The sequence below is a fragment of the Marinomonas spartinae genome (assembly GCF_900089775.1).
Taxonomy (GTDB): domain Bacteria; phylum Pseudomonadota; class Gammaproteobacteria; order Pseudomonadales; family Marinomonadaceae; genus Marinomonas; species Marinomonas spartinae.
Genome location: NZ_FLOB01000003.1, coordinates 130528 through 154752, shown reverse-complemented (window position 1 = coordinate 154752; position 24225 = coordinate 130528). Strand labels below are relative to the sequence as shown.

The following is a 24225-nucleotide window of genomic DNA, read 5'->3' as shown; positions in this document are numbered from 1 at the left end:
CAGCTGGTCATAAAGTAAGGCGCATAGAGTATAATGCTTAGCATTGATAATAAAGGATTTGGCAGCAGATGAGCTTTAGTAATGAAAATTTAGTGTGGATTGATCTGGAAATGACTGGATTGGATCCTGAAAAAGAGACAATTATTGAGATTGCTACCGTCGTAACCGATAAGCATTTAAATATCTTGGCGAAGGGGCCTAACTTGGCCATTCATCAAGAAAGGGCAGTGATGGATGCAATGGATGAGTGGTGCACCAAGCATCATGGTGACTCAGGATTGACGGCGCGAGTGCTGTCATCCGACATCAGTATGCAACAGGCCGAAGCGGAAACAATTGCGTTTTTAGAACAATATCTGCCAGCTGGCGCGTCGCCCATTTGTGGTAATAGTGTAGGGCAGGATCGTCGCTTTTTGTATCGCTATATGCCTAAGTTAGAAGCCTTTTTTCATTATCGTTATATTGATGTGAGTACCATTAAAGAATTGGCGAAGCGTTGGAAGCCCGAGGCATTAGAAGGCTTTAGCAAACAGGGGGCTCATTTGGCCTTAGATGATATTTTAGAGTCGATTGGCGAGTTGGCTCATTACCGAAAAACAGTATTTGGTTTGGGGGAATAGGGGGCATATCCCGTTGATACTTTAACGATGTGTTTGTCTGCTTCGTTGATTGTTTAGAGTTACTTTTTGAGTGATGATTTTCCGTCGAATGTTAAAAGGAGAAGGGTATGGGTGAGAGTGTTGGAGGCTATCCTGTTCGTGCTTTATTCGATGTGAAGACCATACGAACGATTGAGCAGCAGCTTTTTGGGATATTTGACAGTTTTGAGGTGATGGCACAGGCCGCGAATGCTTTGTATAAGCGGATTTTTCAGCGTTGGCCGCAAGTGCAGCGTTTTATCGTTGTGGTCGGTGGTGGTAATAATGGTGGTGATGGTCTGTTGTTTGCTGGCTTATTGCAAGAAGCTGGATACAGCGTTCGTGTATTGGATTGTGCCTTAAAAGCTAGACAAGGCGATGCCCAAAAAGCGTATGAGTTGGCTTTAAGTAAAGGGGTTGTATGTCAGCGCTTTGCCGATGGCGTGGTTCAGTATGCTGATAACGAGTTTGATAACATCGTTGTCGTTGATGCGTTATTAGGGATTGGGGCGAGGTTGCCGCTGAGTGAAGAGGTAGTTAAATCGGTTCAATGGATGAACGATGCACATGCGTGCGGCGCTCATCTGGTTGCGGTTGATATAGCGACAGGTGTTGATTCTGATACGGGGTATGCTGAACAGAATGTAGTGATGGCGGACCTTACTGTTTCTATGCTTCAACTTAAGTTGGGGAATGTACTGGGTAAAGGAGGGATTGCCTCTGGAGAATTAGTGCTTGAATCCCTTGGTTCATCGTCTATGCTTCCTGAGCCAACCGCTTACTGGCTTGAGGTTGAGCGTTTAGATTATAGGTCGCCTTGCCCTCGGCAAAAAGACAGCCACAAAGGGATGTTTGGTCATGTGACGGTGATTGGCGGGGATTATGGTTTTGGTGGTGCGGCTATTATGGCTAGTGAGGCGGCTGCTAAGGCGGGAGCTGGGACGGTTGGACTGCTAACGCGAGGTGAGCATTTATCGGCTTCCCTTTCAAGAAACCCGAATGTGATGGCGCTGGCCTCAGGGACGGAATCTTGTGAGCAGCGCCTGTTACGTAATCACTCCACTTTGGTTATTGGTCCTGGATTAGGTCGAGCGTCATGGGGTAAGGCATTGTTCGAGAATTGGTTGGCTCTCGCTGTGACAAATGAGTGTCCGGTTGTTCTCGATGCCGATGGTTTGTTTTGGCTAGCTCAAACGGAAGAGGTTGTGCTGCCGAGTGGCTCTGTCCTAACACCGCATCTTGGTGAAGCTGGGCGCTTATTAGGGTGCCCCGTTGATGATATTCTAAAAGATCCCGTTGTTGCCAGTTTGACGCTGGCGAAACGATACAGCTGCACCGTCGTGCTGAAAGGAACGACGACCATTGTGTCAGATGAGTTTGGTTCTGTATATGTGGCGGGTAGGCCTGAGCCTATGTTAGCAAAAGGCGGCTCTGGAGATGTGTTGAGTGGTATGTTGGGAGCTTGTTTAGCCTATTATTCAAGCTCGCTAACGGCTTCCGTTTTAGCTGTCGCTTGGCATAATCATGCAGCTGGATTATCGGCAAGGGCGCTAGGTGAACATAGAGCGCAGCCGTGCGATTTGTTGGATTATATTGACAGATAAGATTTGTGTCTATTTGGTTAGTGAATTTTAGATTTATGATGTAATAAAAAATACTGGAGAAGGTGGCTGTATAATGCAGGTTGAGCGAGAGGTATTTGGTGAAGAGGCAATGGTGGCTCTTGGTCAGAGTTTGGCTGCGTCCTTCAAAAAAGGTGCTGTTGTTTACTTGGAAGGGGATTTAGGGATGGGTAAGACCACTTTGGTGAGGGGGCTGTTGCAAGGTCTTGGGTATGTTGGTCCTGTGAAAAGTCCCACCTATACCCTTGTTGAGCCCTATGAAGTAGCGGGATTAGAAGTCTTTCACTTTGATTTATATCGATTGGGTGATCCTGAAGAGTTGGAATATATGGGGATTCGCGACTATTTTGCTACCGATAGCTTGAGCTTAATTGAGTGGGCCGAATTAGGGGTTGGTGTGTTGCCTAAGGCCGACATAGTTGTTCGCTTGGGGTTGATAAGGCAAGGTCGCTCTGTGGAAATTAAAGCCAATTCGGCTCATGGGGAAGCTTTGTTGGTTGGTTTGCAGGAGTGAGTCGCTTGATGGGGATGAGAAAATATTTTCTTATTGCTATCAATTGTTTTAGGAAATAGCGGGGGAAGTAAGTTATTTATACATTATCTGGCGAAGTCTTTGTTCTTGCTGAGATTGAGATCCCGCCTATCACCAGTTATAGTGTAACAATATACTGGCTAGCTGTCTGATATGCATAATAAATTTCGTAATCTTCTATTTGTTGTTAGTTGTTTTGTTTTATTGTTTGTTTCAATGCGAGCTTCAGCTGGCGAAATACGAGATATTCGTGTCGCTCAGCAAAAAGGCGTCACTCGTATTGTGTTTGAGTTGTCCAAACCCGCTGAGCATCGTTTGTTTCCTCTTTCTAACCCAGATCGCGTTGTGCTCGATATGAGTAACGTAACGTTGAGCCAAGATGTGGTGAATAGCTTGTCAGCGTTGTCTTCAGATGTTCTGATGCGTGTTCGCTATGCTCGACGTCAGGATGGTGTGCGCTTTGTGCTGGACCTCTCTAAAAAAGTGAGGGCAAAAAGTACCGTGCTCCCTGCTTCTGGGAAGTATGGTCCAAGAATTTTAGTGGAATTAGAGTCTGGCTCTACTAAAACCATTTCCTCTGTCAAAAATTTAGCCAAGTTGTCTGGTGGTAAGCGCGATATTGTGATTGCTATCGATCCTGGTCATGGTGGTAAAGATCCTGGGGCGTTGGGTAAGTACCGCGTCAGGGAAAAAGACGTGGTGCTATCGATCGGCAAGGAGTTGGCACGCCGAATTAATCGAGTAGAGGGATATAAGGCGGTATTAACCCGCTCTACTGATAAGTTTATTAAGTTGCGGGAGCGTTCACGCATTGCGCGTGAGGCCAACGCCGATTTATTGATCTCCATTCACGCAGACTCGTTTACTAAATCCAGCGCCCGTGGTGCATCGGTTTGGGCGCTGTCACTAAGTGGCAAAAGCTCTGAAATGGGGCGTTGGTTGGCTCAGCAGGAAAATGCAGCGGATTTGGTTGGCGGTATTTCTTTGGATGATAAAGATCAAGTCTTGGCAGAAGTATTGCTTGATATGTCTATGAACTCGACGATTCAGATGAGTCTGAATGTTGGGGAGAGCGTGCTGGATGATTTAGATAACGTGGCTAAATTACATAAAAGCTCGGTTCAGCAAGCGGGTTTTGTTGTGTTAAAATCGCCAGATATTCCCTCTATTTTGGTGGAGACAGGGTTTGTATCTAACAGTACTGAAGCCAAAAATCTTGCTAGCAAGACTTATCGCTACCAATTGGCAAGAGCGATCGCTTCTGGTGTTATTTCTTATTTTACACAGAATGCGCCTAAGGGGACGTTGATCGCGTGGCAGCAAACCCATCGTAATGGTGAAACCTATACGGTCACTAAAGGCGATACCTTATCGGATATTGCACGCCGTAATCGAGTGTCGGTGAAGTCTCTTAGAGAGGCGAATACGTTGAAAAATGATGTGATTTGGGTTGGGCAAAAGTTGCTTATTCCCGCAAGTTGATTTCTAAAAAAAGCGCATCTTTTTATGGGTGCTTCTTTCTGACTAAAGGCAATTCATGCAAAGAATTAATCTTTTATCCCCTCGCTTAGCAAACCAGATCGCTGCGGGTGAAGTGGTTGAGCGTCCTGCTTCTGTTGTTAAAGAGTTGCTTGAGAATAGTTTGGATGCAGGGGCAACACAACTGGATATAGAGGTTGAGCAGGGTGGGGTTCGTCGTATTAAAATTCGTGACAATGGAACTGGGATTGTTAAAGAGGATTTATCATTAGCGTTAAGTCGTCATGCAACCAGTAAAATTGTCACCTTGGATGACCTTGAAGCTGTTCGAACCTTAGGCTTTCGTGGTGAGGCTCTGGCCAGTATTAGCTCTGTCTCGCGGATGCATTTAACATCGTTGGCGCAAGATGAGGCGGAGGCTTGGCGAGTCGAGGCAGAAGGTAAAGAAATGAATACGGCGATTCGGCCGGCTTCTCATCCGCAAGGTACTACCATTGATGTGCGAGATTTGTTTTTTAATACCCCTGCTCGCCGTAAATTCTTGCGCACAGAAAAAACAGAGTTTAGTCACCTTGAGGAGGTGGTTAAGCGCTTGGCGTTAAGCCGTTATGATGTGGGTTTTCGTTTAAGTCATAATAGTAAGCAGGTATATGACTTGCGTCCTGTGACGGATCAGCTCCATGCTGAGCATCGTTTGGCAAGCCTCTTAGGTAAAAAGTTCATTGAAAACTCCCTGACGATTGATGTTGAAGCTGCAGGTCTTCGTTTGTGGGGCTGGATCGGTTTACCAACGTTTTCCCGTTCTCAGGCGGATCTGCAGTACTTTTTTGTTAATGGCAGAGTGGTAAAGGATAAGTTGGTCGGCCATGCTGTACGACAAGCCTATCGAGATGTTTTGTACAATGGGCGTCATCCTACTTTTGTGTTGTATCTTGAGCTTGATCCAGCCACAGTGGATGTGAACGTGCATCCTACGAAGCATGAAGTACGCTTCCGAGATGGGAGGTTGGTGCATGACTTTCTATTTAGTCGTATTCATAAGGCTATTGCCGATGTTCGTCCTGAAGCAGAAGGCGAGCGTTCTAATGCAAGTGCATGGCTTCCCTCTGATGCAGAGTCTCAAGAGCCTGTTATTGCTGAACAAGAGGCGTTGCCTTTGATGAGTCAACGGCCGTCTGCAGGCTCTGATTGGATGAAACCCTCGCGAGCGGTTGATTCCGCACAAATTACCAGTCAACTCAATGGTATGCGCCAGTTATCGGATTATGCGCAACATTATACTGAGAATCAGTATGAAGAAGTCGATCCAGAAACGGGTGAAGTACGTATTGTAGAAGGTGATGTGTCATTTGAGAATGACGCCTCTTTTGGTGTGAAGACTCGTTCGGATACATCGTTTGAAGTGAGAGAAGGGGGTTATCAAGCTATTCCGCCGTTGGGATTTGCTGTCGCTCAGTTACACGGTGTTTATATTTTGTCGGAAAGTGAAAGTGGCATGATATTGGTTGATATGCATGCAGCCCATGAGCGCATAGTCTATGAGCGCATGAAGCAGTCCTTCTACGATAAGACGATAGCCTCTCAACCTTTATTGGTGCCGATTAATGTGTCTGTGTCCCAAAGTGAGGCCGATTTAGTTGAAGAAAATGGCGATGTGTTTTTGGCATTTGGTTTTAAGGTTGAGCGTACTGGATTAGAAAGTGTGATGGTGCGAGAAGTGCCGATTATCTTGATTAAAGCCGATGTGGAAAATCTTGTGCGCGATGTGGTGAGTGACCTTGCAGCCAACGGTGTATCGGATTTGATTGAGGCTCGCGCCAATGAGTTAATGGCTACTATGTCGTGTCATGGTGCTGTTCGAGCAAACCGAAAGCTGACTATTGCAGAAATGAATAGTCTTTTGAGAGACATGGAAATTACTGAGAGAAGCGGACAATGTAATCATGGGCGACCAACTTGGACGCAGATGACAATGTCGGACTTGGATAAGCTCTTTTTGAGGGGACGTTAAGATGCTCAAACCTAGTGTGGTGTGTTTAATGGGGCCAACCGCTTCTGGTAAGACGGGGCTAGCTGTTGAACTGGCTCAGAATCATGGTTACGAGATTATTAGTGTGGATTCTGCGCTTGTCTACAAAGGCATGGATATCGGTACAGCGAAACCGGATGCAGCCATGTTAAAAAAAGCGCCGCACCGCTTGATAGATATTATTGATCCCTTGGAGTCTTATTCTGCTGCAGACTTTGTTGAAGATGCCGTTGAGCATGCAAAAGATATTTCTTCCAAAGGTAAAATCCCTCTTATGGTAGGAGGGACGATGATGTATTTTAACGCATTGCAAAAAGGTTTAGCGCCTTTGCCGCAAGCAGATGAGGCGGTGCGTAAAGAAATTGAGCATGAAGCAAGTGTTAAGGGTTGGGCGGCCTTGCATGAAGAATTGTCTCGTGTTGATCCTGAATCTGCTCAACGTATTCATCCAAATGACCCTCAGCGTTTGCAGAGAGCCTTGGAGGTTTTTCGAGTGACGGGTGTCTCCATGACGCAGTGGTGGGCGGAACAAGAACCAGTATCTTTGCCATTTGAGATGGTGAATTTGGCTGTAATGCCTAAAGAACGTAGTGTCTTGCATCAGCGTATAGAGCAACGCTTTTATGAAATGATGGATCAGGGTTTTTTGGCCGAAGTTGAGGGGTTGTACCAGCGCGGTGACTTATCTATTGAGCTACCATCTATCCGTTGCGTGGGCTATCGTCAATTATGGAGTTATTTAAATGGTGACGATTTGCTCGAAGATGCTATCTTTAAAGGGGTGGTTGCCACTCGTCAGCTGGCGAAGCGGCAGTTAACTTGGCTGCGAGGTTGGGAAGATCTGATGATTTTCGATAGTTTGTCAAAAGAACTTGTGCCAGAGGCCTTGAAATACATAGAAAGCAGGATTATATAGGGGAAATACAAAAAGATTTGGTGTATTATCTAGCGTATTGTTTTAACAAGATTAATTTTTATTTTTACCCTAATTAAGGAGATTCCAATGTCAAAAGGGCAATCATTACAAGACCCTTACTTAAACGTCCTTCGCAAAGAAAGGATTCCTGTTTCTATCTTTCTTGTGAATGGCATCAAGCTACAAGGCCAAATCGAGTCATTTGATCAGTTTGTGATTCTTTTGAAAAATACAGTCAGCCAAATGGTGTACAAACACGCTATTTCAACTGTTGTGCCTTCTCGAACTATACGCATCCCGACGACTGATCAGTCGGAAGATGTCGCTGAATAGTTTGCCGTTATAGGGCAAACTGAGGAATATTAATTTGTTTTTTGAACGCCCCGATAGTGGTGAAATTGCGGTATTGGTTCATATTGATTTTCATGATCAAGGTGAATCTTATGGACCTGAAGAGTTTGTTGAGCTGGCGATTTCCGCTGGTGCGGATCCTGTTGCTGTGGTAACAGGGTCACGTCAGCGACCTGATTCCAAATATTTTGTCGGTTCCGGCAAACTTGATGAAATAAAAAATATTGTTGATCAAGAGGGCGCTCAAGTCGTTCTTTTTGATCATGCATTATCTCCTTCCCAAGAGCGTAACCTTGAAGCGGTTCTAATGTGTCGTGTGCTTGATCGCACGGGGCTTATTTTGGATATCTTTGCTCAGCGTGCACGTACCCATGAGGGTAAGTTGCAAGTTGAATTAGCTCAGCTCCAACATATGTCAACACGGTTGATTCGCGGCTGGACTCACTTAGAGCGCCAAAAGGGCGGAATCGGTATGCGTGGGCCAGGTGAAACCCAGCTCGAGACTGACCGACGTTTGCTGCGTGAACGTATTAAGTCCATTCAGAAGCGATTGGCTAAAGTGGATTCCCAGCGAGATCAAAGTCGTCGTTCAAGGGCTCGGTCATCAGTGCCGACGGTTTCTTTGGTAGGGTATACGAACGCGGGTAAGTCGACTTTATTTAATCGTGCGACAGGGGCTGAGGTATATGCAGCTGACCAGTTATTTGCCACTTTGGATCCAACGTTAAGGCGTTTGGATTTGGAGCAAATCGGCACGATTGTTCTTGCTGACACAGTAGGGTTTATTCGCCAGCTTCCTCACCGCTTAGTAAAAGCCTTTCAGGCGACGCTTAAAGAGTCTTCTGAAGCGGATTTGCTTTTACATGTGGTGGACGCTGCTGATCATTCTCGAGAAGAGAATATGGTAGAAGTAGATAGTGTGTTAGAAGAAATTGGTGCTAATGAAGTTCCTACATTAAAAGTGTTTAATAAAATAGATGCTTTGCCGGCGGCCGAGCCACGAATTGATCGCGATGAGAATGGAATGCCTGTTAGAGTCTGGCTTTCAGCGCGTGATGGTGTTGGTATTGATTTGTTGCAACAAGCGATTGCAGAAATCTTGGCGGTAGATGTCTTGGATGAGACACTTATTTTACCAAGTGAATTAGGTCGATTAAGGGCTATGCTATTTGAGCAGGGGGCGGTTCGCTCTGAGTGCTATGATGATTTTGGGCGATCGGTGTTGGAAGTACGGTTGCCTAGAAAGGATTACTTACAGATTTTATCGCGCGCAGGTATGTCTGAAGATCAGATTGAAGTCGAAGCGGCATAAGACACGACAGAATTATCATTAGAAAAGTGGAGATGTAGTATGGCCTGGAATGAACCGGGTAATAACGACAAGGACCCGTGGAATCCTGATAAGAGCCGTAACAGTGGTGATCGCCCTGACGGTAAAGATAAGGAGACCGGAAACAGTGACCCATGGGGTCGTCCAACGGGTGGGAAAGAGCAAGGGCCTCCAGATTTGGATGAAGCGTTTCGCAAACTTATGGATATGCTTGGCGTGAAAAAATCGCGTAAGGGTGGATCCGGTGGCGGTAATGGTTCGGGATTTTCTGGCAAATTTAATCGTAGTCTGATTGCTATCTTGGTGGTTGGCTTGTTTGTGCTCTGGGCGTCGACAGGTATTTATCAAATTGACCAGCAAGAACGTGGTGTCGTTCTTCGCTTGGGTAAATACTATGAGACGGTTAAGCCTGGTTTGCATTGGAATCCACCATTGATCGACAATGTTACTAAGGTGAACGTGACAAAAGTACGTTCCCTTGACCATAAAGCGTTAATGCTTACGGTAGATGATAACATTGTTGAGGTGAGTGTATCTGTGCAATATTCGATACAAAACCCTAAAGATTTCCTACTAAATGTGAAAAATCCAGAAGAGTCTCTTGCTCAGGCAACCGAGAGTGCTTTGCGCCATGTTGTTGGTAGTTCTGAAATGGATCAGATTTTGACGGAGGGTCGTGAGTTACTTGCGACAGAGGTGAAAGCGCGTTTGCAAGATTATATGAATTCTTACGGAACGGGTTTGTTGATTTCTAAAGTTAACGTTGAAAATACTCAGGCACCTAATCAAGTGCAGGCTGCCTTTGATGATGTTATCAAGGCGAAAGAAGATGAATTGCGTGTACGTAATGAGGCGGAGTCTTACGCTAACGGTATTATTCCTCAGGCTCGAGGTAATGCTCAGCGTATTCGTGAAGAGGCAGAAGCGTATCGCTCTGAAATTGTTGCTCGTGCCAGTGGTCAAGCGGATCGTTTCGAACGTCTGTATCGTGAATACGTGAAAGCGCCAGAAGTGACTCGTCGCCGTCTCTATCTTGAAACAATGGAAAATCTGTATAAAAACACTAATAAAGTGGTTATTGATACGGAAGGTGGTAACAACATGATGTATTTGCCGCTTGATCAGCTGATGAAAAATCAAGCATCATCGAAAAAGCTTGATGTGAATAAGCTTGATCCTGATGGTGTGAGTTCGCTAACAGATCAGGTGATTAATGAGATCCGTAAGCGTCAGGGAGCATCGGCAACTAGGCAGGGGAGAAACTAATGAAAGGAACTTCTTTTGCAATTTTATTTGCTGCTTTGGTTGCGATTCTAATTGCGTCTCAGTCGATGTATGTGGTTAACGAAACGCAGCGTGCTGTCGTCTTACGATTTGGTGAGATTGTTGATGCTGATGTTAAGCCGGGTCTTCACTTTAAAATTCCGATTGTGAATGAAGTGAAGAAGTTTGATGCGCGTATTCAGACAATGGACTCACGTCCTCAGCGCTACTTAACGTTAGAGAAAAAAGCGGTAATCGTGGACTCTTATGTTAAATGGCGGATTGAGTCTGTTGCTAAGTTCTATCAAGCAACGTCTGGTGATGTGTTCGTCGCGAACCGAGTGTTGTCTTCTCGTGTTGATACGGGGCTTCGTAATCAGTTCGGTGAGCGTACCATGCATGAGGTTGTGTCTGGTCAGCGTGATCAATTGATGACAGAGCTTCGTGACAAATTAGATAAAGTGGCTCAATCTGAGTTGGGTATCAAAATTATTGATATCCGTGTGAAGCGTATTGATCTTCCGCCAGACGTGAGTGAGTCTGTTTATCAGCGTATGCGAACAGAGCGTGAGCGCGAGGCTCGTGAGCACAGATCGAAAGGTTTAGAGCTTGCGGAAGGCATTCGAGCCGATGCTGATCGTCAGCGTGTTGTTATTGAGGCGGATGCACAGCGTGATGCTGAAATGATTCGTGGTGATGGCGATGCTAAAGCAGCAGCGATATACTCTAAAGTGTATAAGCAGGATCCGAAGTTCTATGACTTTTATCGGAGTCTTCAGGCTTATCGTGATAGCTTTGAAGGAAATAAAGATCTGTTTGTTATTCAGCCTGATGGGGAGTTCTTTAAATACTTGAATAACTCCAATGGCAAGAAAGAAACAGTCAAATAGAATGGTAATATTCAAAAATATTGGGCTATGAGACCTATTTGTTAAAATAGGAAACATGGTATTATTCTACAAACCGGGTTATGCCCGGTTTTTTAATGGTCAAAATAAAGAGAGTCTATGCAGGAATTGTTGCAGTCGCTGCTTATTGGCGTCAGCCTGTTATTGATCGCCGAGGGGATTTTGCCTTTTTTAGCGCCTAACTTGTGGCGAGAAATCATGGTGAGAGCGCTCGCAGGTTCGGATCTGAATTTACGCATTCTGGGCGCGGTTAGTATGTTTCTTGGATTAACGCTCCTTTTACTGACCCGAAGCTAAGAGGAAATAGATTAATGACATTAGCAGATCGTTGGTTACTTCCTGAAGGGGTTGATGAAGCGTTGCCTAAAAAGGCGGCGCAAATTGAACACCTTCGAAGGGCCCTGCTGAATCTCCATGAAAGCTGGGGATATCGCTTAGTAATTCCGCCTCTTTTAGAGTATCTAGACTCTCTTCTCACAGGGGCTGGTTCTGATCTAGAAATCGAAACCTTTAAGGTTATTGATCAATTATCCGGTCGTTTGCTTGGTATTCGTGCAGATTTTACTTCCCAAGTGTCCCGTATAGATGCGCATTGTCTAAAAGGTGAAGGTGTTCAGCGCCTAAGCTATTGTGGCAGTGTGTTGCGTACTATGCCTGCTGGGCTAGATGGTACACGAAGTCCTATTCAACTAGGGGCTGAACTTTACGGCCACGGCGGGGTGGAAAGTGACATTGAAGTCTTGTCTTTGATGCTGGAAACTCTCAATGTTGCAGGTTTAAATAATCTAGTGTTGGACTTGGGGCATGTGGATGTCGTTCGTGGTGTGCTTGGCGCCTGTCGTCTATCTAAAGACCAAGAAGCAAGATTGACCGAATTTTATAAGGCCAAAGACTTGCCTGAGTTGGACGCTTATGTTTCAGAACTGGATGTGACTGAAGAGCAGGCCGGTTGGCTTGTTTTGTTACCTCGGTTGTGCGGTGGTGCGGATGTACTGGATCGTGCTGCAGCAGGTTTATCTGGTGTAGGAGGTTCTGTTTTGGATGCGATTGCCTTACTTGGTGAAGTAAGCGCGCTTATTTCTCGTCGTTATCCTGATGTAGGGCTGCATTTTGATTTAAGTGACTTGGTATCGTACAGCTATCACACTGGTCTGCTTTTCGCGGCTTATGTTCCTGGGCATGGTAATGCTATCGCTCGGGGTGGTCGTTATAACAATATTGGCGAAGTGTTTGGTCGCTCACGACCTGCGACAGGTTTTAGTACCGATGTTAAGGCTTTGGTTGCTTTGGTGGATTTTGAGGTGGTGACGCCCAAAACGGTGCTTGCACCTATTTGTGCCAATGATGGAGTGTGGAAGGCTGTAAAAGCTTTGCGATTAGAAGGTTATCGTGTTGTTGAGGCGCTGGACGATGCTTGGGCGGGTCATGTTGATTTTGTGCTGAAGCTTGTTGATGATATTTGGCAGTTAGTGCCCGCAGAGAAATAGATCATCCTAAGAATTATTTTGAATGAGACCTGATATTATGGGTAAAAATGTCGTTATTTTGGGCACCCAATGGGGTGACGAAGGTAAAGGTAAAGTTGTTGATTTGCTGACGGAAGATGTTGCAGCGGTTGTTCGATTTCAAGGTGGCCATAATGCAGGCCATACGCTGGTAATCGATGGTAAAAAAACAGTTTTGCATTTGATTCCTTCTGGTATCCTGCGTGAAGGTGTGCAATGTGTTATTGGTAATGGCGTGGTTTTGTCGCCTGCCGCGCTAAAGCATGAAGTGCTTGAGCTTCAGGAGCAAGGGGTGCCTGCCATTGACCGTTTGAAGATTAGTGCAGCCTGTCCTTTGATTCTTCCTTATCACATTGCAATGGATCAAGCTCGAGAGCTTGCCAAGGGTGAGAAGAAGATTGGTACAACGGGCCGTGGTATTGGACCTGCTTACGAAGATAAAGTGGCGCGGCGTGCTATTCGTGTTGGTGATCTGTTGGATCCTGAGCGCTTTGCAAGTAAGTTAAAAGAGGTGCTTGAGTACTACAACTTTATTTTAACTAACTATCATAAAGTTGAGCCGATTTCCTACTCTGAGGTATACGCAGAAGGTTTGGAAATGGCTGAGTTCCTGCGCCCAATGGTAACCGATACAATTTCTTTATTGCATAACTTGAGAAAGTCGGGTGCCAATATTATGTTTGAAGGGGCTCAAGGGTCTCTATTGGATGTGGATCATGGTACCTATCCTTATGTTACCTCTTCTAATACCACGGCTGGTGGTGCGCCGGCGGGAACGGGGTTTGGGCCTTTATATCTTGATTACGTTCTGGGTATTACAAAAGCCTATACGACCCGTGTAGGGTCAGGCCCTTTCCCTACCGAGTTGTTTGATGAAGATGGTGAACGCTTAGGTACTCGTGGTCACGAATTTGGTGCAACAACAGGGCGTTCACGTCGCTGTGGTTGGTTTGATGCTGTGGCGCTGCGTCATGCTGTACAGATTAACTCAGTTTCAGGTATGTGTCTGACTAAGCTGGATGTACTGGATGGGTCTTCTGTTATTAAAGTGTGTGTCTCCTACACTGATGATAAGGGTAATCCTGTTGCTGGCTGTTTGGTTGACAGTGAAGGTTATGAGCAAGCTTGTCCGGTTTATGTTGAGTTGCCGGGTTGGGAAGAATCGACCGTTGGTGCAGAAAGTTTTGAGGCGTTGCCTAAAAATGCACAGGACTATATTCGCTTTTTGGAAGAGCATGTGGGTGTGCCCGTTGATATTATCTCTACAGGCCCTGATCGCTTAGAAACTATTGTTTTGCGCGACCCTTTTAAGCGATAATTTGAATATACTTTTGTTACAAAAAAGCCGCAATTGCGGCTTTTTTGTTCTGTTTTGACCGCAAGGTTCATTTTATTAGCATTAATTGTAAATAGAGTGAAAAAGGGGGGCGGTCTTTTTTGAACTCTAGGGTAGTATTTACAATTGACATTACAGCGCAAGAATAAAGCTGTAAAATAATAAACTTACTGGAAGAGAGATCCTGAATATGATGAAGATATTGCTTGCAGATGATGATGCGCGTTTATCGGACTTGATCAAAGAGTATTTTGATGGAGAAGGTTATGACGTTGCACATGCTTGGAACGGTCGTGAGGCTCTTGAATTAATGGCAGAGGAAATGCCTGACATCGTTATTCTAGATGTCATGATGCCGGAGTTGGACGGATTTGAAACACTAAAACAAATTCGAAATAAAAGCTCTGTGCCTGTCATTATGCTGACGGCAAAAGGCGATGATATTGACCGTATTCTTGGTTTGGAAATGGGGGCGGATGATTACTTATCTAAGCCGTTTAATCCTCGTGAGTTATTGGCTCGTATTAAGGCTATTTTGCGTCGTGCTAGTCAAGAGAAGGAAGATGATCCTACCGCAGACATCGAATTGTCAGGTGTTTTGTTGCGTCGTAAAGATCGCAGCGTATTTTTGGAAGGTGAACTAGTTGAGTTGACGACCTCTGAATATACGTTGTTAGAGTGTATGTTGATGGCGCCAGGTCAGGTTTTGACTAAGCAAGAGCTTTCAGAAAAAGCCCTTGGTCGTAAGTTAACTATGTACGATCGTAGTTTGGATATGCATATTAGTAATCTTCGTAAGAAGATTGGTAATTTAGAAACGGGAGATCCTCGTATTAAAACTGTTCGTGGTGTGGGTTATATTTTTGTTGCCAATGAGCAGGGTGCTTAATACGTTATGAAAAATACCTTTTTGCGAGTGTTTCTGGTGGTTTTGTTGTCCAATACAGTTGTGGTGAGTATTGGTTTAACAATTGTTCAATTTGTCCAGAAACATAACCAAGTGTCAGCTGACTTATTGGGTGATATTGGTGTGCAATTGGTTGCTGGGTATGAGAAATTTGGACTTGAGTCTCTCAAGGAAGAGGCTAGAAAGGCTGAAAAACGCCTTTCAGGTAGTATTTATTTATACCAAGAGAATGGGCGTCCTTTACTAAAACCATTGCCTAAAAACTTCCGAGATAGTAATACTGCAACGACGGATTCTCCCTCCGATTCTAGTGGGGATTTGGCAAGGGTTGATGGACGCCCATCCGCCGATTTTTTACATAGTCAATTTATTCAAGTTATTGGGGCGAATAATGTCCAGTACTTGTTGATATTTAAACCCAACCCTGAAATTAATTCTTTAGCACCAGAGCTTGTTATCGGTTTTTCTTTATTAGGGTTGCTTGTTTCAAGTGGTGTGTTGGCTTATTGGTTATTAGGTCCATTGCTAAAACTTCAGCGCGTTGCTCGTTTGTTTGGTCAGGGTGATATGACGGCTCGAGTAGAAGATAAGCTGGTGAGGCGAAGTGATGCGATCGGTAAGTTGTCTCGAGAATTTAACCAAATGGCTGTGCGCATCGATACTTTACTCTCTTCTAAGGAGCGTCTAATGCGAGATGTTTCCCATGAATTGCGCACCCCTCTTGCTAGAATTGAAGTAGCTTTAACCATAGCTGAAGATAAATATGGCATGGAGTTGCAAAAAAGTTATTTGGCACGCATTCGAACCGAGTTGCATGAGTTAGACGAGTTAATTGGTCAAGTGTTAACTTTAAGTCGTCTTGAAGCGGCGGCGCTAAGTAAGCAAACGATGGATCTACAGCGTTGGCTTGAAGAGATTGTCGAAGATGTTAGTTTTGAGAGTCAGTTAAAAGGAATTTCAGTGACTAAGTCGGGGACGAATCCCAAAACTTTGTTAGGAGATCCGCTTCAATTGCGTCATGCGATAGAAAATGTGCTGCGTAATGCTTGTTTTTATGCGGGTAAAGGTGGGCTGATTGAGGTTTCCACGGAAGAGAAGGATGGTCATGCGTTTATTTATATTCGTGATAACGGGCCAGGTGTGCCGGATGAAAAGTTAGAAAAGATATTTCATGCTTTTTATCGCTCTTCTGAGGCTCGCGAAGCAAACAGTGGTGGATTTGGCGTAGGCTTGACCATCTCTAAGCGCATTATTCGTGCTCATAAGGGGCAGATAGAGGCCAAAAATAGACCAGAAGGCGGTCTGGAAGTGTGCTTTAAGATTCCACTGGTATGATGTTTAATTTTTCTTGATGTCGAGTATTTTGCTCGGCGTCGAGAAAGTCCTTGTCATTTTTCTCTTTGGTAAGTAAGATGCGCGTCGCAAGTTGGCTAGGCAGTCGCCGCTCAATTTATTGGGGGGAGGAAAGTCCGGGCTTCGCAGGGTAAAGTGCCAGGTAACGCCTGGGGGGCGTGAGCCTACGGAAAGTGCAGCAGAAAATATACCGCCTAAGCAGTTTACTGCCGGTAAGGTTGAAATGGTGCGGTAAGAGCGCACCGCGCGACTGGCAACAGTTCGTGGCAAGGTAAACCCCACTTGAAGCAAGACCAAATAGGAACTCTTTGGCGTGACCCGCGCTGAGTTCGGGTAGGTTGCTAAAGACGTGCAGTGATGTACGTATTAGATGAATGACTGTCCACGACAGAACCCGGCTTATCGGCCAACTTGTGTTTTTTCTCCTCGTTTATTCTGTTTGATGGGTGCCGTTTTAGGTTTCTTGGCACTTCTTTTTCATTTTTTGTTTCTCTAATTATCTTGTTCCCACTTTTTACCGTGGGTGGGCTTCTTTTTGCTCATAAAGTGTCGTTTTGTGGGTTTTTTCTGTTTTTTCTCTGTCTTCCTCTCCTGATTGCTCGTCTTTACAAAATCATTTCGTCTATTTTTGCCTATTTGGTTGGTTTTTTTTTACTCTTTTGAAGAAATAGTGTTAAATTGTGGGATAAAGTGTCGATAAGTGGGATATGGCAATGTTTCGTGGGATTCATCATGTGAGTGTTGATGCGAAAGGACGTATGTCCTTGCCTACGCGCTTGCGCGATGAACTTGCCCAATATGAAGACGAAGGCGTTGTTGTCACTATTGATCCGGCTTCTAAGTGTTTGCTGCTTTATCCGTTAATTGAATGGGAGCAGATCCAGGAGAAGTTAGATAAATTACCAAGCTTTCAGCCGCAAGCGCGTCGTTTACAGCGTTTGCTTGTAGGTCATGCAACGGATTTAGATGTAGATAAAGCGGGCCGTATTTTGTTACCTGCTCCGTTGCGAGACTTCGCTAACCTTGACCGAAAAGTGACTCTCTTGGGGCAAGGTAAAAAAATTGAAATATGGAGTCAGGAAGAGTGGGATGCGCAGCGAGACGATTACTTATCTCAGGATTCCATAGATAACTTACAACTTGAAACCATGATGGATATCTCTTTATGACAGACACCGTGCCAGAACATATCAGTGTCATGCTGAACGAATCCGTTGATATGTTGGTCACCAATGTGGATGGGCTTTATGTTGACGGCACTTTTGGTCGTGGAGGTCACACGCGTTTGGTGCTGGACCGTTTAAAGCAAGGTCGTTTATTAGGATTTGATAAAGATCCAGTGGCGATTGATTTTGGTAAAGCTTTGCAAGAGGAAGATGAGCGCTTTTCTATTGTCCAAGATAGCTTCGCTAATATGACCGACCATATCGTAACCTTCTTTGGTGGCGATAAAGTGGACGGTGTGATGATGGATTTGGGTGTTTCTTCGCCACAGTTAGACGATGCGGAGCGAGGCTTTAGTTTTATGAATGACGGCCCTTTGGACATGCGCATGAACCCAAATAAAGGAGAAAGCGCTGCACAATGGATTGCCCATGCTCCAGAAAAGGATATTGCCGATGTGATGTATCAGTTTGGTGAGGAGCGTTTTTCACGACGCATTGCAAAAGCCATTTGTGAGTACCGTGCTCATACGCCAATTGTGAGTACTCTACAGTTAGCCAAAATAGTGGCAGAGGCAAACCCTGCCTGGGAAAAAGGTAAAAATCCGGCAACTCGAGCTTTTCAAGGTATTCGTATTTTTATTAATAACGAACTAGGTGATTTGGAAGTAGGGCTTGAGGCTGCGTCTGAGGCATTGAAAGTAGGTGGGCGTTTGGTGGTCATCAGCTTTCACTCTTTAGAAGATCGAATCGTAAAACGCTTTATGAAATTGAAGTCTAAAGGGCCAGAGCTGCCTCGACATTTACCCATTCAGAATGCTCATTTAGATATCAAGTTTAAAACCATTGGTAAAGCAATTAAGCCATCTAAAACGGAAGTGAGCGATAATGTCCGTTCTAGAAGTGCTGTATTGCGTGTTTTGGAGCGAGTCAGTGACTAGATTTCAATTTTCCCCATGGCCTTATTCGGTTGGTGTTGTGCTGTTGTCCATTGTTTCGATTTTGGTGGTAGAACAGGTTTACAGTTTCAGAATGGATTACTCACATCTTCAATCATTGAAACAAAATGAAGCCAACTACGAGGTGACATGGGGACAATTGTTATTAGAACAAAGCGCATTGACTCAGCCAAGTCGTTTAGAGCAAGCGGCGGTGAACCGCTTGCATATGCATGCACCCACTAAAGATGAAATAGTAATCGTCAAACCATGAGTATTGAAAACGGTAATCACCGTCCCGACAAATGGCGTTTTAGGTTTGTATACGGCATCGCATTTATCTTGTTTGCTGTCGTTGCTGGACGCCTATTTTATTTGACTGTCATTGATAAGGATTTTTTGCAGAATCAGGGCGAAATGCGTGCCGTTAGGACGGAAACAATTCCTGCCACGCGAGGAATGATTTTAGATCGTCGCGGAGAGCCGTTGGCAGTGAGTGCGCCGACGTGGACCTTGGTTGCAAACCCTAAAAAGCTGTGGAATATGGATCAAAATCCTCAAAAGGGCGAGACGCCTGAGCAGGAGATTAATCGCTTAGCGGACGTGATGGGCGTTGGTCACTCGTGGTTAACAAACAGGTTTGAAGCGAATAAAACACGCTCTTTTATGTACTTAAAGCGTCAGATATCTCCTCATGAGGCAGATGAGATAATGGCAGCCCATGTCATAGGTGTCACAAAGCGCAAAGAGTATAAGCGCTTTTATCCGGCTGGTGAAATGGCAGCACAAGTGGTTGGCTTTACCAGTATTGATGATAAAGGCCAAGAAGGGTTAGAGCTGGAATATAACTCTGAATTAAAAGGTTCGCCCGGAAAACGTAGTTATATTAAGGATCTTTCAGGAAATGCCATTCGTCCAATTGGGCAAGAGGTTCCAGCACGTCCAGGGGAAAATATCCAGCTTAGTATTGATATGCGTTTGCAGTATTTGGCTTATCGAGAGCTTAAGGCGGCAGTAACGGAGAACCGGGCTACATCAGCTTCTGCGGTTATTTTAAACGTCAAAACAGGCGAGATCTTGGCCATGGTGAATCAACCATCTTACAATCCTAATGACCGTTCGACATTAGATTATGATGAGTTGCGTAACCGTGCGGTAATTGATTTGTTTGAGCCTGGTTCTACGATGAAGCCTTTTACTGTGTCAGCGGCCTTGATGTCTGGTCAGTATAATACGGAATCCATTATTAATACGTCACCAGGTTATTTACGAGTTGGGCGATTTACCATCCGTGATGATGGTAACTATGGTAAAATCAACCTAGAGAAACTATTGGAAAAGTCCAGTAACGTTGGGGCGTCAAAAATTGCTTTTTCTTTGCCTCCGGACAGTATTTGGAATGTGGACCATTCACTAGGCTTTGGTTCTCCAGTTGGGATTGGTTTTCCTGGTGAAGTATCTGGGATTCTGCCAACACATGCTAGATGGCGTCCTGCAGAGCTTGCGACCCTATCTTATGGTTATGGCTTATCTGTTTCGACATTGCAGCTTGCCCAAGCCTATATGACACTAGCTAATGGCGGTTATCGTGTTCCAGTGACTATTTTTAAACAAGATGCTCCACCAAAAGGTAAGCAAGTCATTCCGCGAAAGGTGGCAAAAAGTGTTGTTAAAATGCTAGAGGGGGTGGTGCTGCATGGTTCGGGTAAGCGGGCACAGGTGCCTGGTTATCAAATCGCTGGTAAAACGGGGACGGTTCACGTCGTGGGTAACGATGGTTACCAGTATGATGAATACAACTCCATTTTTGCGGGCATTGCTCCTGCCTCGGATCCTCGTTTAGTTATGGTAGTGATGATTCATAACCCGAAAGGTCGTAATTATTATGGTGGAGAGGTGGCTGCACCAGTTTTTTCTCGGGTCATGCGTGGGGCGCTGCGAACATTAAATATTCCACCTGATATGCCTGATGGGTTACGAGAAGTGAAACTTGATAGCAAAAAAATTCCCTTTAGAGTGGCGCAGGGTAATTAAATGGAAAATTTAACGCATGCCCAATTGCTCAGTTTTTCAGCTGTTAAGCAAGTAGGCAGTAGGACTGATTGTTTCTATACCCATTTAGAAACAGATAGTCGCAAAATAGACGCTTCGGGCGTCTTTTTTGCCCTTCCGGGGGTGACAAGTCATGGTTGGGATTATTTGGATAAAGTGGCTTCACTGGGCGGCCGTGTGGCGGTTGTGCCTCGTCATCTCAATTTGTCTCATCCGGTTTTAGAACTTATCCATGTTGAAGAGCCAGCTAGTGTTTTAATTAAGTGTTTATACTACATGGTTGGTCTTCCTCCTAAGCACCTAGTGGCGGTGACTGGGACAAATGGGAAGTCGTCGATCTGCTTTTATCTTACCCAAATGGCGCAAGCCACCGGATTTGTTAGTGGGCTGATTGGTACATTTGGCGTGGGACCGTTGGACCAACTTCAAGAGGCGAAACAAACGACTCCTGACTTGTTGTCTATGCATCAATTATTGAGCAAAATGGCAGGGCAAGGGGTTGATTTTGTTGCCTTTGAGGCGTCATCACACGCTCTTGATCAAGGGCGTTTATACGGTGTTCCTTTCCAAACAGCCGTATTTTCAAATTTGTCCCGAGATCATTTGGATTATCACGGAACAATGGAAGCTTATGCGTTGGCAAAACGTCGTCTTTTTTCTTTTCCAACCGTTGAACAAGCGGTTTTGTGTTTAGATGATCCTCAGGCTTTCTTTATGGCGGAGGTTGTGAGAGATAAAGCAAATACCCTTTACTACAGTGAGTCTAATGAAAAAGCGGATTTCTATGTGACGGATTTGCAGTTTCACTCGGCAGGCTGTGAGTTTACCCTGTGTCATCCTCAGGGTAAAACGTCGGTAATTTTACCTTTACTGGGGCGTTTCAATGTCCAAAATGCCCTTGCTGCCTTGGCGAGTCTATGGTCATTTTCTACAAATAAAGCATTGCTTATTTCTGCGCTAAAAGAGTTAAAAGGCGCGCCTGGTCGGATGGAGAAAGTATCGGCAGAGAGTCTTTCAAGTGCCAGTAATAGACCAACGGTTGTGGTGGATTATGCGCATACTCCTGACGCATTAAAAGTGGCTCTTGAAGCGTTGAAAGAGCATTCTTCAGGACGTGTGATTTGTGTATTTGGGTGTGGAGGAGATAGAGACCGTGGTAAGCGTCCCATCATGCTTAGTACGGCTTTACAGTACGCTGATGATGTTTGGTTAACCTCTGATAATCCGAGAACAGAAGACCCTGAGCGGATTATTCGCGATGCAGTTGAGGGGGTATCAGAGCATGCTTTCTTTCAGGTTGAAGTGGATCGCCGAGTTGCGATAGTAAGGGCGATTACCAGCGCTTCTGACCAGGACATTGTGTTGATCGCTGGTAAGGGGCATGAAACTTATCAGGATATTCAAGGTGTTAAACATCACTTTGATGATAAAGAAGAAGCGTTAAGGGGGTTGGCACTATGTTAATCGATATGACTCTTTCTCTCCTTGCTAAAATATGTGACGGACAGTTGATGGCAGATGATCTGCTTTTTACGGATGTTGTAACCGACACGAGAAAAGTCGCAAAGGGGGCTTTATTTGTGGCGATCAAAGGAGAGCGTTTTGATGGGCATGATTTTGCTCAGGATGCGATTAATCAAGGTGCTGTTGCTGTTTTGTCTGATCGTGATCTGCCCAATCTTCCTTATGTGAAAGTGGCCAATACAGTGGATGCCTATGGGAGAGTCGCTCGACATATTCGGGACACATTTCATGGCAGCATTATTTCAATAACGGGAAGTAATGGTAAAACAACTGTAAAAGATTGGTTGGCTCAATCTTTTACAGGAAAAAGTGTGCTAAAAACTCGCGCCAACTTAAATAACCAAATTGGTGTCCCTCAGACTTTATTAGAATTAATGCCTCAGCACGATGTTGCTGTTATTGAGGCTGGAACAAGTTTTCCCGGTGAAATCAAAAAGTTATCCTACAGTATTTATGCTGATGTGGTGATTTTGACCAATGCAAGCGGTAGTCATTTTGAGGGGTTTGGTAGCTTAGAGGGAATCGCGATAGAAAAGGGCGAACTGATTACCGGAGCGAAAGAGACGGCAACAGTGATTTTGAATGCAGATGATGGCTTTTTTGATTATTGGTATGGTTTGGCGGCAGGTCGGCAGGTTATGTCTTTTGGGTTTTCACCTAAAGCCCAGCTATATGCCAAAGATATTCAGTTAAATGCGCAATCCAGTCGGGCTGTATTTTGTTATCAAGGTCAAGAGGTTAACGTTGAAATAGGTTGTGCAGGTAAGCATCAGATTGCTAATGGTATGGCGGTGGTGTTGGCATTGATGGCGACGGGGGTGGTATTTGTTGATGCGGTTAAGGTGCTACGAGTGCCCGTTCAAGTAAAAGGCCGATTAGAGCGGTTAGCAACAAAAAATAACGCCTTGTTAATTAATGATTGTTACAATGCCAGCCCAAAATCAGTAGAGGCGGCAATTGATGTGTTAACGATGCAACCAGTTGAGAAAACATGGCTAGTGTTAGGTGCTTTGGGAGAGTTAGGTAGTCAAAGAGATGAAATACATGCCTCGCTAGGGCGGTATGCAAATGCAAAAAATGTATCGTGTTTAGTGAGTGTTGGGCCCATTGCTGCGATTGCTGCTGAGGCGTTTAAAGCCGCAGGTGGTGAGGTCGTTATGTGCCAAGACCATAGTGAAGCGGCGGCTGTGATTCAGCCGCTTAATGAAGCACATGCCATTTTGATTAAGGGGTCGCGCTCTTCTCAGATGGAAAATGTGATTGATATTATAATGAATTAGGAATAAATCCTCTCATGCTACTCTTGTTAACTGACTACTTGAGCAAATACCATACTTTTTTCTCTGTATTTAACTACTTGTCTCTACGCGCTATTTTGGGAGTATTAACTGCCTTAGCGATTTCTTTGTTAATCGGTAATCGAGTTATTTCACTATTGCAGCGCTTACAAATTGGTCAAGCGGTGCGTAGTGATGGTCCTCAATCTCACTTAAGTAAGGCCGGCACACCAACAATGGGTGGGGCTTTAATTATTTTTTCAATCAGTGTCAGTACCTTATTGTGGGGTGACTTACGTAACCATTATGTTTGGTTGGTGTTGATAGTGATGCTGGCATTTGGTGTTGTCGGTTGGGTGGATGATTATCGTAAGGTAGTGGAGAAAAACTCGAAAGGTCTACCTGCGCGCTGGAAATATTTTTGGCAGAGCTTGATTGCCATTGGTGCAGCTTGTTATTTATATTCCATTGCGACAACGCCTGCCGAAACTTCGCTCTTAATTCCTATCTTTAAAAACTTAGCCTTACCCTTAGGCATATTCTTTATTGTTTTGACGTATTTTGTGATTGTGGGAACCAGTAATGCTGTTAATTTGACGGATGGTTTGGATGGTTTGGCAATTGTTCCAACGATCTTGGTTGGAGCGGCTTTAGGTGTGTTTGCGTATCTTACGGGTAACGTGAAGTTTGCCGATTATCTACTGATCCCATACGTGCATGGTTCTGGAGAGTTGCTTGTTTTCTGTTCTGCTATGGTTGGGGCGGGTCTTGGTTTCTTATGGTTCAACACTTATCCCGCTCAAGTTTTTATGGGGGATGTTGGCTCTTTGGCTTTGGGAGCGGCTCTGGGGACGATTGCTGTCGTGGTTCGCCAAGAACTGGTGCTGTTTGTTATGGGGGGGGTGTTTGTTATGGAAACCGTGTCGGTTATTTTGCAAGTGGCTTCTTATAAATTGACCAAACGTCGTATTTTTAGAATGGCCCCAATACATCACCATTTTGAATTAAAAGGATGGGCAGAACCAAAAGTCATTGTACGCTTTTGGATTATTACGGTTTGCCTTGTCTTAATTGGTTTGGCCACACTAAAAGTTCGCTGATT

At 44.7% G+C, this 24225-nt stretch carries 22 protein-coding genes and 1 other RNA gene; all 23 read left to right on the top strand.

The window, feature by feature from the left end; genetic code table 11:
* Positions 1-68: 68 nt before the first annotated feature.
* The 23 genes from orn (at position 69) to mraY (ending at position 24223) form a co-directional block, all read left to right on the top strand.
* Positions 69-620: an oligoribonuclease gene (gene orn, locus MSP8886_RS08470; RefSeq protein ID WP_067014988.1), complete on the top strand. Its 552-nt coding sequence runs from the start codon at positions 69-71 to the stop codon at positions 618-620.
* A 107-nt stretch (positions 621-727) separates the two neighbouring features.
* A complete protein-coding gene (locus tag MSP8886_RS08465) occupies positions 728-2242 on the top strand; it encodes a bifunctional ADP-dependent NAD(P)H-hydrate dehydratase/NAD(P)H-hydrate epimerase (protein WP_067014985.1) in 1515 nt (504 codons plus the stop codon).
* Between the two features lie 73 nt (positions 2243-2315).
* Positions 2316-2774 carry a tRNA (adenosine(37)-N6)-threonylcarbamoyltransferase complex ATPase subunit type 1 TsaE gene (gene tsaE, locus MSP8886_RS08460; RefSeq protein WP_067014982.1) on the top strand — a complete coding sequence of 153 codons (459 nt, stop codon included), beginning with the start codon at positions 2316-2318 and terminating at the stop codon, positions 2772-2774.
* A 171-nt stretch (positions 2775-2945) separates the two neighbouring features.
* Positions 2946-4274, top strand: coding sequence for an N-acetylmuramoyl-L-alanine amidase (locus MSP8886_RS08455; protein ID WP_067014980.1), 1329 nt, complete (start codon positions 2946-2948; stop codon positions 4272-4274).
* A gap of 55 nt (positions 4275-4329) precedes the next feature.
* Positions 4330-6282: a DNA mismatch repair endonuclease MutL gene (gene mutL / locus MSP8886_RS08450; RefSeq protein ID WP_067014972.1), complete on the top strand. Its 1953-nt coding sequence runs from the start codon at positions 4330-4332 to the stop codon at positions 6280-6282.
* A gap of 1 nt (position 6283) precedes the next feature.
* Positions 6284-7216: a tRNA (adenosine(37)-N6)-dimethylallyltransferase MiaA gene (miaA, locus tag MSP8886_RS08445; RefSeq protein ID WP_067014969.1), complete on the top strand. Its 933-nt coding sequence runs from the start codon at positions 6284-6286 to the stop codon at positions 7214-7216.
* 87 nt (positions 7217-7303) lie between these two features.
* Positions 7304-7549, top strand: a complete 246-nt coding sequence (gene hfq, locus MSP8886_RS08440; protein ID WP_067014966.1) for an RNA chaperone Hfq — start codon at positions 7304-7306, stop codon at positions 7547-7549.
* Between the two features lie 34 nt (positions 7550-7583).
* Positions 7584-8879: a ribosome rescue GTPase HflX gene (gene hflX / locus MSP8886_RS08435; protein WP_067014960.1), complete on the top strand. Its 1296-nt coding sequence runs from the start codon at positions 7584-7586 to the stop codon at positions 8877-8879.
* 39 nt (positions 8880-8918) lie between these two features.
* Positions 8919-10163 (top strand): FtsH protease activity modulator HflK, encoded by a 1245-nt coding sequence (gene hflK / locus MSP8886_RS08430; RefSeq protein ID WP_067014953.1) that lies wholly within the window; start codon positions 8919-8921, stop codon positions 10161-10163.
* Positions 10163-11050, top strand: a complete 888-nt coding sequence (gene hflC / locus MSP8886_RS08425) for a protease modulator HflC (protein ID WP_067014949.1) — start codon at positions 10163-10165, stop codon at positions 11048-11050. Before hflK ends, hflC begins: the two co-directional genes overlap by 1 nt.
* Before the next feature lie 117 nt (positions 11051-11167).
* The gene (locus MSP8886_RS08420) at positions 11168-11365 is read left to right on the top strand and encodes a DUF2065 domain-containing protein (RefSeq protein WP_067014946.1); all 198 of its coding nucleotides are present in this window, start codon (positions 11168-11170) and stop codon (positions 11363-11365) included.
* A 14-nt stretch (positions 11366-11379) separates the two neighbouring features.
* Positions 11380-12555 carry an ATP phosphoribosyltransferase regulatory subunit gene (locus MSP8886_RS08415; protein ID WP_067014942.1) on the top strand — a complete coding sequence of 392 codons (1176 nt, stop codon included), beginning with the start codon at positions 11380-11382 and terminating at the stop codon, positions 12553-12555.
* Positions 12556-12592: 37 nt separating this feature from the next.
* A complete protein-coding gene (locus MSP8886_RS08410; protein WP_067015811.1) occupies positions 12593-13891 on the top strand; it encodes an adenylosuccinate synthase in 1299 nt (432 codons plus the stop codon).
* 208 nt (positions 13892-14099) lie between these two features.
* Positions 14100-14798 carry a response regulator transcription factor gene (locus MSP8886_RS08405; RefSeq protein ID WP_067014940.1) on the top strand — a complete coding sequence of 233 codons (699 nt, stop codon included), beginning with the start codon at positions 14100-14102 and terminating at the stop codon, positions 14796-14798.
* 6 nt (positions 14799-14804) lie between these two features.
* Positions 14805-16151: a sensor histidine kinase gene (locus tag MSP8886_RS08400; protein ID WP_067014938.1), complete on the top strand. Its 1347-nt coding sequence runs from the start codon at positions 14805-14807 to the stop codon at positions 16149-16151.
* A gap of 87 nt (positions 16152-16238) precedes the next feature.
* Positions 16239-16587, top strand: an RNA gene (gene rnpB, locus MSP8886_RS08395) — RNase P RNA component class A.
* Positions 16588-16882: 295 nt separating this feature from the next.
* A complete protein-coding gene (mraZ, locus tag MSP8886_RS08390) occupies positions 16883-17338 on the top strand; it encodes a division/cell wall cluster transcriptional repressor MraZ (protein WP_067015808.1) in 456 nt (151 codons plus the stop codon).
* Positions 17335-18273, top strand: a complete 939-nt coding sequence (rsmH, locus tag MSP8886_RS08385) for a 16S rRNA (cytosine(1402)-N(4))-methyltransferase RsmH (RefSeq protein ID WP_067014936.1) — start codon at positions 17335-17337, stop codon at positions 18271-18273. The genes mraZ and rsmH overlap by 4 nt, the downstream gene beginning before the upstream one ends.
* Positions 18266-18544 (top strand): cell division protein FtsL, encoded by a 279-nt coding sequence (gene ftsL, locus MSP8886_RS08380; protein WP_067014932.1) that lies wholly within the window; start codon positions 18266-18268, stop codon positions 18542-18544. Before rsmH ends, ftsL begins: the two co-directional genes overlap by 8 nt.
* Complete coding sequence (locus MSP8886_RS08375) at positions 18541-20304, top strand: peptidoglycan D,D-transpeptidase FtsI family protein (RefSeq protein ID WP_067014928.1); 1764 nt, start codon at positions 18541-18543, stop codon at positions 20302-20304. Before ftsL ends, MSP8886_RS08375 begins: the two co-directional genes overlap by 4 nt.
* On the top strand, positions 20305-21786 hold the full coding sequence (locus MSP8886_RS08370; protein WP_067014925.1) for a UDP-N-acetylmuramoyl-L-alanyl-D-glutamate--2,6-diaminopimelate ligase: 1482 nt from the start codon (positions 20305-20307) through the stop codon (positions 21784-21786).
* Entirely contained in the window at positions 21780-23126 is a 1347-nt protein-coding gene (locus MSP8886_RS08365) for a UDP-N-acetylmuramoyl-tripeptide--D-alanyl-D-alanine ligase (RefSeq protein ID WP_067014922.1), read from the top strand. The genes MSP8886_RS08370 and MSP8886_RS08365 overlap by 7 nt, the downstream gene beginning before the upstream one ends.
* Positions 23127-23140: 14 nt before the next feature.
* Positions 23141-24223: a phospho-N-acetylmuramoyl-pentapeptide-transferase gene (gene mraY, locus MSP8886_RS08360; protein WP_067014920.1), complete on the top strand. Its 1083-nt coding sequence runs from the start codon at positions 23141-23143 to the stop codon at positions 24221-24223.
* Positions 24224-24225: the final 2 nt, after the last annotated feature.